At 70.1% G+C, this 18,498-nt stretch carries 18 protein-coding genes and 1 riboswitch; of the genes, 5 read left to right on the top strand and 13 right to left on the bottom strand.

Features of this window, described 5'->3' with window-relative positions:
- Positions 1-9 precede the first annotated feature (9 nt).
- Both L3i22_RS02325 and L3i22_RS02320 read left to right on the top strand, forming a co-directional pair.
- Entirely contained in the window at positions 10-1,311 is a 1,302-nt protein-coding gene (locus tag L3i22_RS02325; protein WP_221325359.1) for a VWA domain-containing protein, read from the top strand.
- Complete coding sequence (locus L3i22_RS02320; RefSeq protein WP_221325358.1) at positions 1,311-2,093, top strand: peptidase; 783 nt, start codon at positions 1,311-1,313, stop codon at positions 2,091-2,093. Before L3i22_RS02325 ends, L3i22_RS02320 begins: the two co-directional genes overlap by 1 nt.
- A gap of 208 nt (positions 2,094-2,301) precedes the next feature.
- On the opposite strand, the gene L3i22_RS02315 is transcribed toward L3i22_RS02320, so the two are convergent.
- The 9 genes from L3i22_RS02315 to L3i22_RS02275 form a co-directional block, all read right to left on the bottom strand.
- Positions 2,302-3,297 (bottom strand): ribonucleotide-diphosphate reductase subunit beta, encoded by a 996-nt coding sequence (locus L3i22_RS02315; RefSeq protein ID WP_221325357.1) that lies wholly within the window; start codon positions 3,295-3,297, stop codon positions 2,302-2,304.
- Positions 3,297-5,795, bottom strand: coding sequence for a ribonucleoside-diphosphate reductase subunit alpha (locus L3i22_RS02310; RefSeq protein ID WP_221325356.1), 2,499 nt, complete (start codon positions 5,793-5,795; stop codon positions 3,297-3,299). Before L3i22_RS02310 ends, L3i22_RS02315 begins: the two co-directional genes overlap by 1 nt.
- Positions 5,796-5,928: 133 nt before the next feature.
- Positions 5,929-6,137, bottom strand: a riboswitch (cobalamin riboswitch).
- Between the two features lie 46 nt (positions 6,138-6,183).
- Positions 6,184-6,630 (bottom strand): hypothetical protein, encoded by a 447-nt coding sequence (locus L3i22_RS02305; RefSeq protein WP_221325355.1) that lies wholly within the window; start codon positions 6,628-6,630, stop codon positions 6,184-6,186.
- A gap of 39 nt (positions 6,631-6,669) precedes the next feature.
- Positions 6,670-7,275 carry a DUF6346 domain-containing protein gene (locus tag L3i22_RS02300; protein WP_221325354.1) on the bottom strand — a complete coding sequence of 202 codons (606 nt, stop codon included), beginning with the start codon at positions 7,273-7,275 and terminating at the stop codon, positions 6,670-6,672.
- 45 nt (positions 7,276-7,320) lie between these two features.
- Positions 7,321-8,313, bottom strand: coding sequence for a hypothetical protein (locus L3i22_RS02295; RefSeq protein WP_221325353.1), 993 nt, complete (start codon positions 8,311-8,313; stop codon positions 7,321-7,323).
- The gene (locus tag L3i22_RS02290) at positions 8,310-8,615 is read right to left on the bottom strand and encodes a type VII secretion target (protein ID WP_221325352.1); all 306 of its coding nucleotides are present in this window, start codon (positions 8,613-8,615) and stop codon (positions 8,310-8,312) included. Before L3i22_RS02290 ends, L3i22_RS02295 begins: the two co-directional genes overlap by 4 nt.
- Positions 8,605-8,982 carry a YbaB/EbfC family nucleoid-associated protein gene (locus tag L3i22_RS02285; protein WP_221325351.1) on the bottom strand — a complete coding sequence of 126 codons (378 nt, stop codon included), beginning with the start codon at positions 8,980-8,982 and terminating at the stop codon, positions 8,605-8,607. The genes L3i22_RS02290 and L3i22_RS02285 overlap by 11 nt, the downstream gene beginning before the upstream one ends.
- A gap of 135 nt (positions 8,983-9,117) precedes the next feature.
- The gene (locus L3i22_RS02280) at positions 9,118-10,311 is read right to left on the bottom strand and encodes a glycoside hydrolase family 16 protein (RefSeq protein ID WP_221325350.1); all 1,194 of its coding nucleotides are present in this window, start codon (positions 10,309-10,311) and stop codon (positions 9,118-9,120) included.
- A gap of 194 nt (positions 10,312-10,505) precedes the next feature.
- Complete coding sequence (locus L3i22_RS02275; protein ID WP_221325349.1) at positions 10,506-11,258, bottom strand: sugar isomerase domain-containing protein; 753 nt, start codon at positions 11,256-11,258, stop codon at positions 10,506-10,508.
- A gap of 241 nt (positions 11,259-11,499) precedes the next feature.
- Here L3i22_RS02275 and L3i22_RS02270 point away from each other — a divergent pair, with 241 nt between their 5' ends.
- Positions 11,500-12,285 carry a serine protease gene (locus L3i22_RS02270; protein ID WP_221325348.1) on the top strand — a complete coding sequence of 262 codons (786 nt, stop codon included), beginning with the start codon at positions 11,500-11,502 and terminating at the stop codon, positions 12,283-12,285.
- A 184-nt stretch (positions 12,286-12,469) separates the two neighbouring features.
- Here the strand turns inward: L3i22_RS02270 and L3i22_RS02265 are convergent, their stop codons facing one another.
- Genes L3i22_RS02265 through L3i22_RS02250 form a run of 4 tightly spaced genes read right to left on the bottom strand, consistent with a single transcriptional unit; the run spans position 12,470 to position 16,117 of the window.
- Positions 12,470-13,246: a heme ABC transporter ATP-binding protein gene (locus L3i22_RS02265; protein ID WP_221325347.1), complete on the bottom strand. Its 777-nt coding sequence runs from the start codon at positions 13,244-13,246 to the stop codon at positions 12,470-12,472.
- The gene (locus L3i22_RS02260; RefSeq protein ID WP_221325346.1) at positions 13,243-14,337 is read right to left on the bottom strand and encodes an iron ABC transporter permease; all 1,095 of its coding nucleotides are present in this window, start codon (positions 14,335-14,337) and stop codon (positions 13,243-13,245) included. The genes L3i22_RS02265 and L3i22_RS02260 overlap by 4 nt, the downstream gene beginning before the upstream one ends.
- Positions 14,328-15,344, bottom strand: coding sequence for a hemin ABC transporter substrate-binding protein (locus L3i22_RS02255; protein WP_221325345.1), 1,017 nt, complete (start codon positions 15,342-15,344; stop codon positions 14,328-14,330). Before L3i22_RS02255 ends, L3i22_RS02260 begins: the two co-directional genes overlap by 10 nt.
- On the bottom strand, positions 15,341-16,117 hold the full coding sequence (locus L3i22_RS02250) for a hypothetical protein (RefSeq protein ID WP_221325344.1): 777 nt from the start codon (positions 16,115-16,117) through the stop codon (positions 15,341-15,343). Before L3i22_RS02250 ends, L3i22_RS02255 begins: the two co-directional genes overlap by 4 nt.
- A gap of 119 nt (positions 16,118-16,236) precedes the next feature.
- On the opposite strand from L3i22_RS02250, the gene L3i22_RS02245 reads away from it, so the two are divergent.
- Complete coding sequence (locus L3i22_RS02245; protein ID WP_221325343.1) at positions 16,237-17,397, top strand: HtaA domain-containing protein; 1,161 nt, start codon at positions 16,237-16,239, stop codon at positions 17,395-17,397.
- Between the two features lie 81 nt (positions 17,398-17,478).
- Positions 17,479-18,462: a WxL protein peptidoglycan domain-containing protein gene (locus L3i22_RS02240; RefSeq protein WP_221325342.1), complete on the top strand. Its 984-nt coding sequence runs from the start codon at positions 17,479-17,481 to the stop codon at positions 18,460-18,462.
- Positions 18,463-18,498: the final 36 nt, after the last annotated feature.

Raw genomic sequence — 18,498 nt, 5'->3', positions numbered from 1 at the left:
TCTTGGCGCGTGATCCACAAACGTCTGTCCATAGTGGTGGCGACTGGATTGATCGGCGCCACCGCCCTGCTCGGCGCCACCCCGGCGTACGCCGACGAAACCGAGACCGCCGAACCACCCCGGGTTGAACTGGTCCTCGATGTCAGCGGCTCGATGGCGGCCGCCGACATCGACGGCGCGACCCGGATATCGGTGGCCAAGACCGCCTTCGGCAAGGTCGTCGACGCGCTGCCGGCATCCACCCAGCTCGGCATCCGCGTCCTCGGCGCCACCTACTCCGGCAAGAACAAGAAGACCGCCTGCCAGGACACCCAGCAGATCGTCCCGATCGGCCCGGTCAACGCGGTCCAGGCCAAGAACGCGATCGCCACACTCAAGCCGACCGGCTACACGCCGATCGGCCTGGCGATCAAGGAGGCCGCCGCCGACCTCGGCGACACCGGTTCGAGCCGGCGGATCGTGCTGATCACCGACGGCGAGGACACCTGCACCCCGCCCGACCCGTGCCAGGTCGCCCGGCAGCTCGCCGCCCAGGGCACCCACCTGGTCATCGACACGCTCGGCCTGACCCCCGACGAGAAGACCCGCAAGCAGCTGGTCTGCATCTCGACCGCGACCGGCGGCACCTACGCCGCGGCGAACAGCGAGGCCGAGCTGACCGAGCGGGTCCAGCAACTCGTCGACCGGGCCGCGGTGCCGCCGCCGGTCCAGCCGGCCACCGTCACCGGCAGCGCCGACTGCGCGAACGCGCCGCTGCTCGCCCCGGGCGTCTACACCGACCGGGAGAAGATCAGCGAGCACCGCTTCTACCGGGTCGCCGTGGCGCCGGACCAGGAGCTGCGCGCCTCGGTGAGCGTCGCGATCGACCGGGCGGTCTACCCGGACTACGGCGTACTGCTGAAGGCCGCCACCGCGGACGGCCGGGAGCTGGTCCGCGGCCTGGACGCCGGCGACGGGCGGACCGACGTGATGTCGGCCGGCCTGCGCTGGTCCGCCGACGAGCAGAAGGCGGACGCCAAGGCCTCGGCCGAGGCGGCGGACGCGGACAACGCCGACGAGGCCGGCGACGACACCCGGAGCACCGAGATCTGCCTGGTGGTCAGCAACTCGTTCTCCTCGCGGGTGGACACCGCGACCGGCATGCCGGTCGAGCTGAGCATCGACCTGGTCGACGCCTCGCACACCCCGGACGCCCCCGGCCTGGGCCGCGGCTTCCTGTTCCTGCTGGTCCTGGCGATCGCCGGACTGGTCGCCGGCGTGCTGGCCGGCTGGATCACCCGCTACTGGGTGGCCACCTGGAGGGAGAACTGATGCGGATCAAGCACCTCGCGCTCGCCGGTGCCGTGATCTTCGGCATCGCCGCCGTCCCGGCCCCCGCGTTCGCGGACGACCCGTCCCCGGCGCCCGCGGTGAACACCGCCGGCACCTCGTTCCTGACCGCGGTGCCGATCACCGCGAATCAGGCGGTCCAGGTCGGCGGGGTCACCGGCGACTACCTGTACTGGCAGTTCACCGCGGAGGCCGGCCAGCGCCCGGACCTCACCGCCACGGTCACCCTGCCCGCCAAGGGCCGGACCGGCGACGAGTCGTGGATCGTCGAGGTCTTCGACGGGCTGCGCCGCCGGCAGGCCTGTGTCGCCGGCGAGCAGAGCCCGATCGCCGCGAAGGACGCCGCCCAGGTGACCCTCGGCTGCCGGATCCGCCAGGTGCGCTCGTGGGCCGAGCCGCAGGACGGCGACCCGCTGCCGGGCACGTACTACGTGCGGCTGTCCAGCACCCAGGTGCCGGAGACCGACCTGGGCCTGCCCCTCAAAATCAGCCTCAGTCTCACCACGGCGAAGGGCGATCTCGACGCCGACCAGGGCGAACTGGCCAAGCCGCTGGTGCCGAACAACCAGCCGGGCACCGTGCTGACCACCCCGGCGCCGTCCGCCTCGGCCGCCGCGGGCGCCGAGACCGACAAGAGCGGCTTCAGCCTGGACTGGCTGCCGGACTTCTCCGGCCGCTGGTTCTGGACCGCCGGCGGCGGCATCCTGGCCGCCCTGACCGGCCTGTTCGGCTTCTCCCTGACCCGGCGGCGCCGCCGGGTCTGATGCACTTCAAGAGATTCATTGCCACGGCTGCGGCCAATAACTGATCGTCGCTCCCGCGGGGACCCTTCCGGGCCTCGCAAGGGCGCGGGGCGCCCAGAACACGAGACCCGCAAGGGCGACGTCCGCGGGTGGGCACGGTTGCAAAAACCACAAAAGCCCGGGACCGGTTCCACCGGTCCCGGGCTTTCCCGTGGTCAGCGGCCGCGACTCAGAAGTCGTCGTCGAAGCTGACGCTTCCGGTCACGCCGACCTGGTAGGCGGAGACCCGGCGCTCGAAGAAGTTCGAGAGCTCCTGGACGTCCTGCAGCTCCATGAAGGCGAACGGGTTCTTGCTGCCGTACATCGGCGCGATGCCGAGCACCTGCAGCCGCCGGTCGGCCACGTGCTGCAGGTATTCGCGCATGTCGCCGAGGGACATCCCGGAGACGCCCTGGGCGAGCAGGTCCTCGGCGAACTGGACCTCACACTCGACGGCCTCGGCCAGCATGTCGCGGACCTGCTGCTCCATCTCGGCGTCGAACAGGTCCGGCTCCTCCTGCCGGACGGTGTCGACCACGTCGAACGCGAACGCCATGTGCATGCTCTCGTCGCGGAACACCCAGTTGGTGCCGGAGGCGAGGCCCTGCAGGACACCGCGGGAGCGCAGGAAGTACACATACGCGAAGGCGCCGTAGAAGAACAGGCCCTCGATGCACGCGGCGAAGCAGATCACGTTGAGCAGGAACGCCCGCCGGTGCTCGCGGGTCTCCAGCTTGCGCAGATCGAAGACCGAGTCGATCCACTTGAAACAGAATTCGGCCTTACGCGCGATCGACGGAATGTTGTCGATCGCGGCGAACGCCTCGAACCGCTCGTTCTCGTCCGGCACATAGGTGTCGAGCAGGTTCAGATAGAACTGAACGTGCACGGCCTCCTCGAACAGCTGCCGGGACAGGTAGAGCCGGCCCTCCGGCGAGTTGACGTGCTGGTACAGGTTGAGCACCAGGTTGTTCGCCACGATCGTGTCGCCGGTGGCGAAGAACGCGACCAGCCGGGACACCAGGTGCTGCTCGGCCGGGCTCAGCTTGGCCAGGTCGGCGAGGTCGGAGTGGAGATCGACCTCCTCGACCGTCCAGGTGTTCTTGATGGCGTCCTTGTAGCGGTCGAAGAAGTGCGGGTACTTCATCGGCCGCAGGGTCAGGTCCATTCCAGGGTCGAGCAGCATTACTGGCAGGCCTCACAGATATCGGGGTTCTCAAGGGACGCGGCGAGCGCGCCGCCGGTGTCGCCGAGCAGGTTCAGGCTCAGCGTGGCGACCTGGCCGGCGCCGGACGGGTTGGCGACCAGGGTGGTGGTCTGCGCCGGGATGACGACCGGGGCCACCACTGCCGGCACGGCCGCGGCCGGGGCGACCGCCGCGGTGGTGGCCTGCTGGATCCGGGTCGCGGGGCGCGAACGCAGGTAGTACGACGTCTTCAGGCCGGACTTCCAGGCGTACAGGTACATCGAGGACACCTTGCCGATGGTCGGCGAGGCCAGGAACAGGTTCAGCGACTGCGACTGGTCGATGAACGGCGCGCGGGCCGCGGCCAGGTCGATCAGGGCACGCTGCGGGAGCTCCCACGCCGTACGGAAAATGTCCTTGATGTCGGAAGGCAGCTCGGTGATGCCCTGCACCGACCCCTCGGCCCGCTTGATCGCCTCGCGGATCGGGGCGGTCCACAGCCCGCGGGCCTTCAACTCCCGTACCAGATAGGTGTTGATCTGCAGGAATTCGCCGGACATCGTCTCGCGCTTGAACAGGTTGGAGACCTGCGGCTCGATGCACTCGTAGCAGCCGGCGATCGACGCGATGGTGGCCGTCGGCGCGATCGCCACGAGCAGCGAGTTACGCAGGCCGGTGGCCGCGATCCGGGTCTTCACCGACGCCCAGCGCGCGGTCTGCGACAGCTCGGCGCCCCACAGCTCGGGGTGCAGGTCGCCCTTGGCCGCGCGGGTCTCCGGGAACGACGGGTGCGCGCCGAACTGCTCGGCGAGACCGGCGGACGCCTCCAGCGCGGTCAGCAGGATCTCCTCCTGGACCCGGGTGGAGAGCTCCTTGGCCTCGGCCGAGTCGAACGGGAGCCGCAGCGTGAAGAACGCGTCCTGCAGGCCCATCAGCCCCAGGCCGACCGGCCGCCAGCGCGGGTTCGACGCCTCCGCCTGCTGCGACGGGTAGTAGTTGATGTCGATGACCCGGTCCAGGAAGACCACCGCGGTACGCACGGTCGCGCGCAGCCGCTCCCAGTCGACGCCGTCCGCCGTGGTGTGCGCGCCCAGGTTGATCGACCCCAGGTTGCAGACCGCGGTCTCGTCGTCCGAGTTCACCTCGAGGATCTCGGTGCACAGGTTCGACAGGTGGATGGTGTTGCCCGGCGCGCCGGTCTGGTTCGACAGCGCGTTCGAGCGGTCCTTGAACGTCATCCAGCCGTTGCCGGTCTGCGCCAGGGTGCGCATCATCCGTCCGTACAGGTCCCGGGCCTTGACCGTCTTGACGGCCTTCTTCTCCGCGTTGCGGTAGGCCTCGGTGAACTCCTCGCCGAAGAGATCGGGCAGCTCAGGGGCGTCCGACGGGTCGACGAGCGACCAGTCCTCGTCGGCCTCGACGCGGCGCATGAACTCGTCCGGGATCCAGTTGGCCAGGTTCAGGTTGTGGGTGCGCCGGGACTCCTCGCCGGTGTTGTCCCGCAGCTCCAGGAACTCCTCGATGTCCGGGTGCCACGGCTCCAGGTAGACGCAGGCCGCGCCCTTGCGCCGGCCGCCCTGGTTGACCGCGGCCACGCCCGCGTCGAGGGTCTTCAGGAACGGGACGATGCCGTTCGACTTGCCGTTCGTGCCCCGGATCAGCGCGCCCCGGCCGCGGACCCGCGACCAGGCGATGCCGATGCCGCCGGAGAACTTCGACAGCTTCGCGACCTGGTGGTACCGCTCGTAGATCGAGTCCAGCTCGTCCTTCGGCGAGTCCACCAGGAAGCAGCTCGACATCTGGGTGTGCCGGGTGCCGGAGTTGAACAGCGTCGGCGAGCTGGGCAGGTACGCCAGCGACGACATCAGGCGGTAGAAGCCAATCGCCTCGGCCGCGGTCTGCGACAGGCCGCAGGCGACCCGCAGCAGCCAGTACTGCGGGGTCTCGATCGGGATCCGCTTGGTCGGGTGGCGCAGCAGGTAACGGTCGGCGACGGTACGCAGCCCGAAGTACTCGAAGCGCAGGTCCGCGCCGAGGTCGATGGCGGCGTTCAACTCGTCCCGGTGCTCGGTGACGAACGCCAGCGTGTCGTCGCCGATCAGGCCCTCGGCGTGGCCGAGCGCGATCGACTCGCTGAACATGGTGACGTCCTGCTCGCGGACCTCCTGCGAGACCAGGTCGATCAGCAGGCGCGCGGCGAGCCGCGAATACTGCGGCTCCTCGCCGATCAGCTCGGCGGCCGTCTGGATCGAGAGCTTGTCCAGCTCCTCGGTGGTGGCGCCGTCGTACAGCCCGCTGATGGTCTTGGTGGCCACGCGCAGCGGGTCGACCTCGTCCAGACCGGTGATCCACCGCTCGACCGCGGCGACGATCTTGTTGACGTCGACCGGCTCCAGCTCGCCGTTGCGCTTGCGCACCTGCATCACCTGGCGGCGCTGCCCCGGAACGGTGGCCGCGTCCAGGCTTTTTTCCGGGCTCTTCTCCGGCGTGAGCGTCATGGCCCTCTTCCCTCGCGAGTCAACACGGCCGCAACCCGCGCAGGAAGACACCACACTCGCGCACGGGCCCGCAGGCGCGCACGGCAAAGCGAAGGCGTCGACCGTCCCACGCGGCCTTCGACCGCCGCACACGGTTTGCGTGCGGCGCGCTGGCAGGTCTTCGGACTCGTGGGCGACATGCTCGTTCCTACTGGCCGTCGCTTCCCAGGCCATGCGGCCCAGTGCCGTGTGACGGCGGTCGTTCCCACTCACCGCTGCGGGGCAGTTCCGGCCTCACACCGGATTCCCTCTTGCCTCGGCCCGCCCGTGAAGGCGCGCCGAACCAGCTGCGATCGACACTATATATGGGCCTCGCCGAGCCGACGCAACGCCATATGGTGTGTCGCACTCAGTCTCCCGAAAAACCCCAGAAGTAGATCTCGGACGGATTACCGGCGTCGTCGTGCAGCACCGCGCAGCGCCCGAGCCAGCGCTCATTGGCAAGATCCTCGATCACCCCGACGTGCGCCCTGGTCAGCTTGACGACCCCCGCGGCCGCCAGGATCTCGTCCTCCCGGAGCGGGACGACGGTACAGAGCGTCGCCTTCGACCGGGTCGGCACCACCTCGCGCACGTCGAGGATCGAGTGGGTCCCGCACTCCTGCACCGACTCGGACGACCAGAGCTCCTCCTCGGTCCGCGGCCGGTTCGGACAGTCGGCGGCGGACTTGCCGAGCTCGTGTGGCTCGGCCCACCAGTAGTCGCCCTCGTCGAAGACCTTCTTGCGCAGCTCGTCGAGCGCCCGCCCCAGATCAGGCTGGTACGCGACGTAGTAACTCCAACCGGAAGCACCCATGCCGAGATCAAACCAAGGGGGTACGACAGAAAAGCCGCACTACTCCCGCCGCCGCCGGAACAGGCCGCGGAGTCCGTCACGCAACATGGCGAGCAGCAGGAGGATCGGCACTACGCCCAGAAAGCCGATCACGGCGGCGATGAAGGTCACCCATCCCCGGCTGGGCAGTTCGGCGCGCGAGTACCCGATGCGACCCCGACTACCCGTGTTCTCGCCGATCGTGAACGTATCCCCCGGCTTCTCATCGGTGAAGAACCCGGGTTTGTCGATCGTCACGCGAGCCCGCCCGCTCCACGAGATCGAAACTGAGCATGCTTTGTAATAGCCGAACCCTTTGAGGCTGACCGGCCCCCGGCGCTCGCAACTCACGATCTTCGCCTCGCCCGTCCGGCGAGCATCGGCGAAATCCGCACCGGTGAAGCGGGCAACGGTCATCGACGTGGCGAGCAGGACGAACGAGACCGCCAAAATGATCAGAAGGCCGAGAACATTGCGGAACCACCCACCACGCCTGCTCTCGATCACCGGCCCGATCTCCGCGGCCCTCTGCTTGGCAGCCCTGGAACGAGCCACGCCGGCTTCGGCCTCGGCCAACATCTCCGCCATCCGGCGCTTGCGATAGGCCGCCCGATTCTCATCAGTCATCGCGCATCTCCAAGAGCATTCATCGGAATCTGCCGGCGGAGTGAATCAGTTGTCCAGCAGGGTGTCGCCGGTGGCGGCGCCGTTCTGGATGCTGTTGCCCCGGAGTCCTTCGCGTAAGGCGTCCACGGCAACCTTCGCCTTCGTACCGTAGACGACCTCATCGGCATGATCGAAGGTGTGATATGCCGCTTTGTACGCAGCCCATGGACCCGCGCTGTCCGCGAGGTAGCCGTCCGCCTCGGCGAGCTTCGCCGAGTTGAGGAACACCGACCCGAAGGTGGCTTCTTCCAGGAGATCCTTGATGCGACCACAGATGGCCCTGACGAGTGCGAACTTGCCGCCGAGCTCGGCAATGGCATCGTCGAGTCGCTGGAGGACTCGAACGATCTTCCCGGTGTATTTGGCGACCAGCAGGGCCACCTCGGCCAGGATCTTGGGAATCGTCACGACCAGGAGCGCCTGCAGCGCCTTCGAGATCGCCGCTCCCACGACCTCCGCGATCAGGTCACGCACGGTGTTGCGAACGACGCCGACGATCGCACCCGCGACCAGCGTCGCCTCGGCCATGGCGCCGGCCACCTCACCCAACGCGAGAACACCGTCAGCCATACCGGCCGCCTTCGCGCGATACGCGGTGACGGACTCGGCTTGCCACGGTGCGGTGACCGAGGTGACTTGGCCCTCGAAGAACGTCACCGCCTTTTCGACGCGCACCTGCATGTTGCGCCAGGTATCCGCGTGGCCCTCGATCTCTTTCGGATCCCCGGCCAACCAGTCCAATGGCTGTCGCAGACAGTCGAGATGTTCCATCAGCCATCCGACCCCCGCCGCGAAGACCGCCTGAAACGGATCCATGACGGCTCCGAGCGCGCCCAATCCGAGAACACCGAGGTTGCCGAAACCGGTGAGGAGATCGTTTTGGTCGAATCCGTCCTTCATGCTCATCGCGGCTTCGAGAATGCCGGCGCCCTCGTACCACTTCGTGTCCGCGGCCGGCGCCGTCAACGGAGGCCGCGAGATCGCCATCCCGTCGCTCATCGCGTCCCCCGCAGCCGCGCCGCCGAGTCCCGATCAGTCTCCTCGAACACCATGGCCATGGCCCGCAATTCGTCGGCCAGCGCCTGCATCCCGTCGACGGCTTTGCGCATGGCATCGACCGCCTCGTCACCGTGCGGATTCAGATACCGATGCGTGAATAGCGGCCCGATCAGATACCCGTATGCGCTGTTCGACATCCGGATCCGCGCCCCCGCCGCCCGAGCCTCGTCGAGCATCCGCGCCACCTCGTCGACGTCCCGCGCGTGCCGCCGGACCTCGTCAGGAGAAATGTCAACGCTCATCGGAGTCACCCGCCGCCGGATACCGCTTCCCGTACGCCTCGTTGATCAGCGCCGCCGTCCCGGATTCCGCCCCGAAGACCGCGGCCACCATCGCCCCGACCCGCTCGGCGAGCCGGGCCTGCGCCCGCCGTGAGGTGTCCAGGACGAGCCGCGCGAGTTCCTCCCGGGAGACCCGGTCGGCCTCGGGGTGAAATCGAAGATCCGTCAGCCCACCGGCGGAATTGACCCGAACGGTCACCTCGCCGCCGGGGGAGCGCTCGGTCACCTCGACCGCCTCGAGTTCGGCGCTGAACCGGAGCGTCTCGTGCGTACGCTCCTCCACCTGCGCCTGAAAGGCACGCAGGCCGTCCTCCGGGTCGAACCGCACGTTCCCCACCTCCCCGTCGCCTGGGCTCACGTTCAAGCCCACGCCGGCCGGGCGCGTCCGGTTCAACGACGGACCCCGTTTGGCACACCGCGGCGGGGCGCCCCCGTGGAGACGCCCCGCCGTTTCATCGGTTGATCAGCAGGGGCCGAGGTCCTGCCACTGCTCGGTCCAGCCGGGCTCCGAGCCCTGTGTCCAGTACCGCGCCTTCCACAGGTGCTTGCCCTGCCCCGAGGCCGGCCCACTGGGGTCGCCGAGCTTGCTCTTCTCGTGCTTGACCAGCGCCCCACCCAGGTAGACGCTGCCGAACGCCCACTCCGGCGCGTTCGAGCACCCGGTCGCCGGCGGCTGAGACGTCGGCGGGGAGGACGGCGGCTGGGAGGTCGGCGGGGAGGACGGCGGGTTCGTCGGGGTCGAGCAGGTGCCGCTGGACGCGACGGTGTCCAGGAACCCGGTGCCACCGGTCCGGTACCCGGCCGCCTGCGAGGTCGCCTGCGCCGGCGACAGCACCTGGTTCTTGGCGAACAGCACCCAGTCGACCTGCTGGACGTACGTGCTCTTCCCGCCCGAGTGCGCGGCCAGGTCGATGAACCACAGGTTCCAGTTGATCGTCATCGTCTGGCGCGGGAAGTACTTCCCGCCGTGGTCGCCGACCTGCACCCCGTCGATCCAGTAGACGACGTGCCCGTTCGCCACCTGGACCACCAGGTCGTGCCATCCGTCCAGGCTGGACCGCTGCGAGGAGTGCAGGTTGTCCGCGTACCAGGGCTCGTTCTGGTACGTGTACCAGGTGGTCTGGTAGTTGATCGGCCCGGTCTCGCCCCAGCCCCCGTTCGGCAGGTACTCGGAGACGTCCAGCTCGCTGTAGGTCGGGTCGAGGTCCCCGTTGAGCGGGCTGATCGTGAAGAACGTCTCGTTGATGTGATCGCCGTCCGGCCCGCTCGCCGGCGCGTCGGTGAACTTGATCCGGCTGGCGTAGGTGCCTTCCAGATACCGCTTCTGCGTCGAGTACAGCTCGGCGTGCCCGGTCCCGGCGGCGGTGCCGTCGGTGTACGACGTGAGCTGCGCGACCTTGTCACCGTTGGCGGTCGGGAAGGTGATGTTGGCGGGCGACCAGTTCGCCCCGGCCACGCCGGGACCGCCCTGGTAGCTGCGCGGCGTCCAGCCGTTCGCGGTCAGCGCCGCGTCCGAGGAGGTGTTGTAGTGGAAGTCGTCGAAAAGGTAGCCGCAGTCGGCGGCGGAGGCGGGCGAGCCGGAGCCCAGGGCGACGATGCCCGAGGCGGCCAGGACGGCCACGGCAATGCCGATAAATTTACGTCTATCGATCAACATGGACGGACTCCTCCCAAAGGGGGAATGGGGAAAAGGAGTTGCTCGACCGCGCCGGCGGTCATTCCGGCGCGGATGTGCCGATGGAACACTGCGGTGGCCCCGGCTGACCCGCAGAGCGGCCAGACCCTGCGCCGGGACCCTCCGGTCGGTGGTCGGGATGGCATTCCAGAGCCCGAGAGAAAATCAAAACCGATTCATGCGGTACGCCGGATGCGCCCCGCGTAGCGTGCCTCCAGCTCGGCGTTGTGTTCCTTGCCGCCGGGCACGTTGTCGGACAGGTAGACCGGCGGCGTGACCCCCGCCGCGATCAGGTTCGCGACCACCTCGGTGACGAGCTGCTGGGCCAGCAGCGCCGCGGTGATCGAGGAGACCGCGCCGACCGCGCCGCCACCCGGCAGCGGAAGAACCGCGTCCCCGTAGGGCGCCCCGTTGTCCAGCACCACGTCGGCGAGCTCGCTCAGCTTGCGCCCGCTCGGGTGCCGCGACGCGACGCCGGCCGAGTGCCGCGCCGAGGTGACCGCGATCAGCGCGTGCCCACGCTCCTTGACCAGCAGCGCCATCTCGACGACCGCACCGTTGATCCCGGAGTTCGACGCGATCATGAACGCGTCGTCCGGCTTGATCGGGGCGAGCTCGTAGAGCCGGTGCGCGATCGTCGTGTCCCGCTCCACCATCGGGTCGGCCAGCACGTCCAGCGGGTCACCGCCGTAGAGGACGACGTCCCGCAGGGCGATCCGGTTCGTCGGGACCAGGCCACCGGCCCGGCCGGCGATCTCCATGGCGAACGCCTCGGAGTGCCCGCAGCCGAACGCCTGGATCACGCCCCCGTTGCGGATCGTCGTGGTCAGCAGGTCGGCGGCGCGCCGCTTCTGGTCGGCCTGGCCGGTGCCGACCCGGTCCACCACGGCCCGGATCTGCTGCAGGTAGTCCTCGCTGGTGACGCTCACGGTTGTCCTTTCGCGCGGCCGAGCCTGCGGTCATCCTTTTCATCCAACCCCGTTGCTGATGAAAATTACGACCGTTACGCCATCCAGTCAATAACAAATCTTCATTCGTCGATCACCCGGCCACCGCCCGGCCGGTGTCCGGCGGTATGAGTGGTTTGGGATATCCATGTTCGTAGATATTGATGGGAGTCTCTTCTGAACGCCCCACCGGGCGTATCCCCCGGGACGAGGAGAACCGAAGATGCGCAGATGGCGAACCCTGCTGGCGACGATGGCCGCCGCGATCACCGCCGCCACCATGGGCGTTCTGATCGCACCCGGCGCGGCACACGCCGACGCGAGCGTGGTCGGCGGCACCCGGGCCGCCCAGGGCGAATTCCCGTTCATGGTCCGGCTGTCGATGGGCTGCGGCGGCGCGCTGTACAGCCCGACCCTGGTGCTGACCGCCGCGCACTGCGTCAGCGGAACCGGCACCAACACCTCGATCACCGCCACCCTCGGCGTGGTCGACCTGAACTCGACCAGCAAGATCACCCGGAAGTCGAACTACGTGTACCGAGCGCCCGGCTACAACGGCAACGGCAAGGACTGGGCGCTGATCCGCCTGGCCAGCCCGGTGACCGGCCTGGCCACGCTGCCGACCGCGACCACCACGGCGTACGACACCGGCACGTTCACCATCTCCGGCTGGGGCGCGGCCACCGAGGGCGGGGCGCAGCAGCGCTACCTGCTGAAGGCGACCGTCCCGTTCGTCAGTGACACCACCTGCAACTCCAGCTCGATGTACAACGGCGAGATCATCGCCAGCAACGAGATCTGCGCCGGCTACACCGCCGGTGGCACCGACACCTGCCAGGGCGACTCCGGCGGCCCGATGTTCCGCCGCGACTCGGCCAACGCATGGGTCCAGGTCGGCATCGTGAGCTGGGGCGACGGATGCGCCCGCCCCAACAAGCCGGGCGTCTACACCCAGGTCAGCTACTTCGCCGCGACGATCGCCTCGGCCGCCGCTTCGCTCGGTGGGTGAAGGTGATTTTGTGAGGGTTGACAGGCGCAGACTGAGCTAGCTTGGCTCCGCTTCGCTCCGCGCACAAAACGCCTGGTAACCGGTGAGGAGTCCGATGATTTTCCGCCGCCGCAAACCCCGCGGCGTCGAAAAATCAGCGGCCTCCTCACCGGCGGCGTTTCGTGGGGAGACGTGACGGTGCCGGTCAGGTTCTGCGGGGGACGATCAGTCGAGGGCCTCCGGTGGGGTGTGGGAATACCTCGACGTCGTGCTGGTAGACGTCGCTGAGCAGCTCGTCGGTGAAGATCTCGGCCGGTGGGCCGGCACCGCGGACACGGCCTGCGGCAAGGACATAGACCCGATTTGCGTACGCCGCGGCCAGGCCCAGATCGTGCAGGACCACGATCACCGCCGCCCCGGCCCGGGACCGGTCCCGGGCCGTGCCCAGGACGAGCTCCTGATGCCGCAGGTCGAGCGCGGCGGTCGGCTCGTCGAGCAGCAGCACCGGAGTCCGCTGGGCCAGCACCCGCGCCAGCGCCACCCGGGCCTGTTCGCCGCCGGAGAGCGCGGGAAACGGGCGCTGATCGAAATCGGTCGTCTCGGTCTGCCGCATGGCTTCGGCAACCGCCTCGGGATCCTCCGCCCGCTCCGGCCGCCCGGCCCAGGGCGCGCGGCCCATCCGGACCACCTCGCCGACCGTGAACGGGAACGACAGCGTCGCCTTCTGCGGCAGCACCGCGCGCAGCCGGGCCAGCTCGACCGGCCGATATCCGCCGATCTCCCGCCCGGCGACCTGGACACTTCCCTCGGCCCGGACGTCACCGGCGAGCGCGGCGAGCAAAGTGGACTTCCCGGCGCCGTTCGGGCCGACCAGGGCCACCACCTCCCCGGCGTCGACGTGCAGGTCGACGCCGTCCACCACAGGTCGCCCACCGAGCCGGACGCGGACGCCCACCGCCCGCAGCCCCGGAACAGCCGTCATCCCCAGCCTCCCGCCCGTGCCCGGGTCCGCCGGAGCAGCCAGAAGAAGGCCGGCCCGCCGACCACCGCGGTGAGCACGCCGAGCGGCAGCTCCTGGTAATCGACGGCGGTCCGGGCGATCAGGTCGCCGAGTACCACGACGATCGCGCCGCCCAGGGCGCTGGCCGGGATCAGCACGCGGTGGCCCGGCCCGGCGGCCATCCGGATCAGGTGGGGCACGACCAGGCCGACGAAGCTGATGATTCCGGTGAACGCCACCGCCGACGCGGTGAGCAGGGCGGTTGCCACGATCGCGGTGATCCGCAGGCGTTCGGTGTCGACGCCGAGGTGCCGGGCGGGTCCCTCGCCGAGGGCGAGCAGGTCGAGTTTCCGCGAGCAGACGAAGGCCACCGCGAGGCCGAGCGCGGCGCACGGCAGCGCCACCCCGACCGCGCCCCAGGTCGCCTGGGCCAGGCTGCCGAGCTGCCAGAACGCGATCGCCCGGACCCCGTCGTCGTCGGTCAGGAACATCAGCAGGCCGAGCAGGGCGCCGGCCGTGGCGTTCACCGCGACGCCGGTCAGCACCAGCGTGACGACCTCGGTGCGTCCGTTGGCGCGCGACATCGCGTACACCAGGAAGGTGGTGATGATGCCGCCGGTGAACGCTGCCGCGGCGGTGCTCCAGTTCCCGAGGACGGTGAGGCCGCTGACGATCGCGGCCGCGGCGCCGACCGCCGCGCCGGCCGAGACGCCGACCACGCCCGGCTCGGCCAGCGGGTTGCCGAAGACGCCCTGCATGAGCGCGCCGGCGCAGCCCAGGGACGCGCCGACCAGGATCGCGAGGGTGACCCGGGGGAAGCGGACCAGCCACAGCGCGTTCTCGCCCTGCACCGCGGCGGGCAGCGGTCCGACGTCCAGGCCGAGGCGGTGCAGCAGCGACCCGGCGACCTCGGCGGGCGAGATCGGGACCTGCCCGCGTCCCGCCGCGAGCAGCGCGACCACCACCAACCCCAACCCGAGACCAAAGATCAAACCCGATTTCCGGTACGCCGTGAACCGCCCCGACCGCACCCGCGCCGGAGCGAGCCGCGGCTGGTCGTCGTTCAGTTGCATGGGCCGTAGACCGCCTTGGCCAGCGCGGCGACGGCCTGCCCGGTCCGCGCGCCGAAGTTCAGCAGCACCCCGTCGTCCATGTCCACGATCCGGCGGTTGATCCCGGCCGGCGTCTGCGCCACCCCGGCGAGTTTGAGCAGCCCGTCGACGCCGCCGACGGATCTGAGGCCCTCGGTCATCACCAGGATCACGTCCGGGGCCGCGTTGATCAGGCCTTCGCTGGTCATCGGGCGGAACTTCGCGAGCCCGATCGCGGTGCCGGCGTCGACCGCCCCGATCGCCTGGATCATCGCGTCCGAGCCGGCTCCCTTGCCGCCGATCAGGTAGACGCCGGCGGTGCCCCGTACGTACAAAAATGCGATCTTCAAGGGTTTTCCGGTTTTCGGCGCCGACTCCCGGGCCGCGTCGATCTCGCTCTGGACACGCGTGACCAGGCGTTCGCCCGCCTCCGGGACGCCGAGCGCGGCGGCCACCGCGCGGATGTGCTCGGGCACCGAGGCGAGGGTCTGCTCGTCGTCCACGACGACGACCGGGATGCCGGCCTTACGCACCTGATCAAGAACGGTCGGCGGCCCGATGCTGTCGTCGGCGAGCAGCACCGTCGGGTTGAGCTTGAGGATCGCCTCCGCGGAGAGATCGTGCCCCTGCGGCGTGACCAGCGGCAGCTTCTTCGCGGCCGGGAACGTCGTCGAGGTGTCCCGGCCGATCACCCGGTCGCCGAGCCCGAGGCTGAAAACGATCTCGCCGAGCGAGCCGTAGAGGTTGACCGCGAGGATCCGGTCGGCGCTCGTCACGGTGACCTTCCGGCCGTCCGCCGAGTCGACCGTGACCGGCAACTTCGGCGTGGGCCGCGGGTCGAGCGGGCTGATGTCCGCGGTGGCCAGCGTGGCCGTCGCGATCCCACAGCCGTTGGCCGTGGTGTCCGTTTCCGGTCCCACCTCGCTGACCGCGGTGCAGCCGGTGAGCAGCAACGCGACGGCGATGGCCCCGGCAAGTCGGCGGATCATGCGCTTGCTCCCTTCCGGCGGCGGCGGAGGCGGCCGGCCAGCGACGCGGCGAGCAGGCCGACCAGGAACGCGCCGCCGATCGCCCACCAGTGCCCCATCGGCGTGGCCGAGCTGGTCCGGGTCAGCGCGATGTCGGCGGCCGGAACCGCGGCCGCCGTCGGCACCGCATCCGTCGGCGCGGCGGTGGCGAGGCGCCCGGTCGGCGGCCCGACCGGAGTCTTGGTTGCCCCTTTTGCGGGGGAACCGGCGGTCGCCGCCACTCCACCCGTGGCCGTTGTCACCGGCGAGCCGTGCTGAACCGGGGCAAACCTGACCGCAACCCGCACATCCTGCGAGCGATCACTGGTCCGAGTGTGATCATTTCGGGTCACGATGGCGCAGCCCCGCACCGCGCAGTCGACGTCCCCGATCATCTGGCTGACCCGGATCCGCACCGAGAACGAGCCGCCCTTGCCGTACGGCGTGGCCAGGCCCTCCCCATAGGACGGCGGGTTCGACGAGATCCACGCCGAGGAGCCCGACGAGCCGGCCATGTCGGCCCCGCCGCCGCACGGCGAGGGCATCACGCCCGGCCCGTTGTCCAGGCAGAACGCCACGTAGATGCCCTTGTCGACGTCGTAGCCGCGACCGGTGACGGTGACCGTCTGGCCGGCCCGGTCGAGGCCCTTGGTCGTGGACACCGTGAGTCGTTTCGCGGCCTGCGCGGGTGTGCCGGACAGCGGCACCACCAGCAGAGCCAGCACCGCCGCCGCCGTTCTCAGGCCGATGCGCACTGTCGCCCCCACCACATTCGAGCTGCCTTGATCTTGCTTTTGATCACGGAATTAGGTGAGGCTACCCTAACAAAACCGCGACAGCGGAGCACTGCCCTATTCGGAAGGAATCAACGAGCATGGGCACATCACACGGCTCGTATCGGGCCGCCCTCTGGGCCGGCGCGCTGGCCCTCGGCGCCGCGACGGCGCTGGTCGGCACGTCCCCGGCGATGGCCGCCACGGTCCAGGTCGGCGGCGGAAGTCTGGACTGGGGCTTCAAGGCGTCGTTCCGGGCGTACGTCGCCACCGGCAACGGCACCCCGCCGATCGCCACCAAGGACGGCGCGACCCGCAACGCCGACGGCACGTTCGACTTCCCGGCGGCCGGTGGCACGTACGACGCCACCGCCGGCACCGCGACGGTCAACTACGGCGGGACGGTCGTCTTCTCGTACCCGCTGCACATGTTCGAGATCACCCTGGCCAACCCGACCCTGGTCGTCGACGGCGACGGCACGGGCTCGCTGCTGGCCGATGTGGACCTGGTCGCCAACGGGGGCAGCACCGAGCAGCACCTCGACCAGGCCGAGATCGCCACCGTGGTGACCACCGCGCCGACCGTGACCGACGGCGCCGTCTCGTTCTCGAACCTGGCCAGCACGCTGACCAGCGCGGGTGCGGGCGCGTTCGCGGGCTTCTACGCGGCCGGCTCGGCGCTCGACCCGATCACCGCGTCGGCGTCGGCCTCCGCGACCGACCCCACCGACCCGACCGACCCGACGGATCCCACCGATCCCACGGATCCGGCCGATCCGGGCAACGGCTCGGCGTCGCAGAAGATCACCGCGGCGGTCACCGGCGGGGCGCTCACGCTGACCTCGGCCGGCTCCGCCGTGCCGCTCTCCGCGGCCACCCCGGGCCAGACCGCGACCGGCAACCTGAACGCGGTCACGGTCAGCGACCTGCGGGGCACCAACTCCGGTTGGGACCTGGTCGGTCAGGTCACCGATTTCACCGCGACCGGCGGGGCGACCATCCCGGCGGCCAACCTCGGCTGGACGCCGACCGCCGCGGTCGCGAACAGCGGCCTGGTGAACGCGAAGGGCGTCACCAGCGCGGTGGCTCCGGGCGGTCCGGTCGCTCCGGGCACCGGCCTGGGCGCCAGCCACACCCTGTGCAAGGCCGAGACGGGGAGCAGCCTCGGCAGTTCCACGTGCGGCGCGGCGCTGAGCCTCGGCATCCCCGAGTCCAGCACCGCCGGTGAGTACAGCGCGGTGCTCACCCTGACGCTCGCCTGAGCCTCGGCTCGCCACGGGCGGGAACCGGCCGGGAATTCCGCAACAATTCCCGGCCGGCCCGCACCCATCGTAAGGAGCACCATGTTCGTACGTGGCGCGCTGGCCGCCGTACTTCTGCTCGTCCTCTCGCCCGCGCCGGCCCAGGCCGCGCCGGCCGCCTCGGACGTGCGCTGGTCGGTGCAGCCGTCGACGGCGAAGGGGCCGGACGGCCGGGACTACGTGATCCGGCGGGCCGCCCCCGGCGAGCGGCTGACCGACTACGTCGGGATCACCAACCTGACCACCCGGCCGCTCACCTTCTCGGTGTACGGCACGGACGCGTACACCACCGACGACGGCTCGTTCGCGCTGCTCCCGGCCGCGCGGAAGCCCACCGACATCGGCTCCTGGACGACCCTCGGCGCGACGAAGTACACCGTGCCGGCGAACACCCGGCTGGACGTCCCGTTCGCGATCTCGGTTCCGGCCGACGCCACGCCGGGCGACCACGCCGGCGGGGTGGTCGCCTCGATCGCCGAGCCGCAGACCACCGCGAGCGGCCAGCAGGTCCTGGTCGACCGCCGGGTCGCGGCCCGCGTCTACCTCACGGTCGCGGGCGCGGTCGCGCCGACCTTGAAGATCGATTCGGTACGCCTGGAATACGCCCAGGCCACGAACCCCGCCGACGGCGGCGTGATGACCGTCCGGTACCTCGTGCACAACACCGGCAACCTGCGGCTCAGCGGCACCGGGACGGTCCGGGTGACCGGCCCGTTCGGCTGGGAGCTGGCCCGCACCGGTGGCATGGTGATCCCCGAGCTGCTGCCCGGCGGCTCGGTGACGGTGACCGAGAAGATCCTCGGCGTGCAGCCGACGGTCCGGCTGGCCGCCGAGGTCTCCGTGGTGCCCGCGTCGTTCGAGCAGCGACTCCCCACCGTCTCCCGCGGCACCGGCGTCTGGGCCTGGCCCTGGGCCCTGGTCGCGGTGCTCGGCGCGGCCCTGCTCTACCTGATCCTCCGGCTGGTCCGGAGGCGGCGGCGGGCCCGGGCCACCGCGCTGGACAGCGTCCGCACTCCCGCCGCATGATCGAGTACGACGCCGTTGTCGTGCTTCCTCCCCACC

This window comes from Actinoplanes sp. L3-i22 (assembly GCF_019704555.1).
Classification (GTDB): Bacteria; Actinomycetota; Actinomycetes; order Mycobacteriales; family Micromonosporaceae; genus Actinoplanes.
Note: the sequence above shows the minus strand (reverse complement) of the source record. Positions and strands in the feature narration are given on the sequence as shown.

What these genes read in the sequence shown, in the direction of transcription:
- L3i22_RS02320 (WP_221325358.1), top strand. Translation starts at nt 1,311, where the DNA reads ATGCGGATCAAGCACCTCGCGCTCGCCGGTGCCGTGATCTTCGGCATC.
- L3i22_RS02315 (WP_221325357.1), bottom strand. Translation starts at nt 3,297, where the DNA reads ATGCTGCTCGACCCTGGAATGGACCTGACCCTGCGGCCGATGAAGTAC.
- L3i22_RS02310 (WP_221325356.1), bottom strand. Translation starts at nt 5,795, where the DNA reads ATGACGCTCACGCCGGAGAAGAGCCCGGAAAAAAGCCTGGACGCGGCC.
- L3i22_RS02305 (WP_221325355.1), bottom strand. Translation starts at nt 6,630, where the DNA reads ATGGGTGCTTCCGGTTGGAGTTACTACGTCGCGTACCAGCCTGATCTG.
- L3i22_RS02300 (WP_221325354.1), bottom strand. Translation starts at nt 7,275, where the DNA reads ATGACTGATGAGAATCGGGCGGCCTATCGCAAGCGCCGGATGGCGGAG.
- L3i22_RS02295 (WP_221325353.1), bottom strand. Translation starts at nt 8,313, where the DNA reads ATGAGCGACGGGATGGCGATCTCGCGGCCTCCGTTGACGGCGCCGGCC.
- L3i22_RS02290 (WP_221325352.1), bottom strand. Translation starts at nt 8,615, where the DNA reads ATGAGCGTTGACATTTCTCCTGACGAGGTCCGGCGGCACGCGCGGGAC.
- L3i22_RS02280 (WP_221325350.1), bottom strand. Translation starts at nt 10,311, where the DNA reads ATGTTGATCGATAGACGTAAATTTATCGGCATTGCCGTGGCCGTCCTG.
- L3i22_RS02270 (WP_221325348.1), top strand. Translation starts at nt 11,500, where the DNA reads ATGCGCAGATGGCGAACCCTGCTGGCGACGATGGCCGCCGCGATCACC.
- L3i22_RS02265 (WP_221325347.1), bottom strand. Translation starts at nt 13,246, where the DNA reads ATGACGGCTGTTCCGGGGCTGCGGGCGGTGGGCGTCCGCGTCCGGCTC.
- L3i22_RS02260 (WP_221325346.1), bottom strand. Translation starts at nt 14,337, where the DNA reads ATGCAACTGAACGACGACCAGCCGCGGCTCGCTCCGGCGCGGGTGCGG.
- L3i22_RS02255 (WP_221325345.1), bottom strand. Translation starts at nt 15,344, where the DNA reads ATGATCCGCCGACTTGCCGGGGCCATCGCCGTCGCGTTGCTGCTCACC.
- L3i22_RS02245 (WP_221325343.1), top strand. Translation starts at nt 16,237, where the DNA reads ATGGGCACATCACACGGCTCGTATCGGGCCGCCCTCTGGGCCGGCGCG.
- L3i22_RS02240 (WP_221325342.1), top strand. Translation starts at nt 17,479, where the DNA reads ATGTTCGTACGTGGCGCGCTGGCCGCCGTACTTCTGCTCGTCCTCTCG.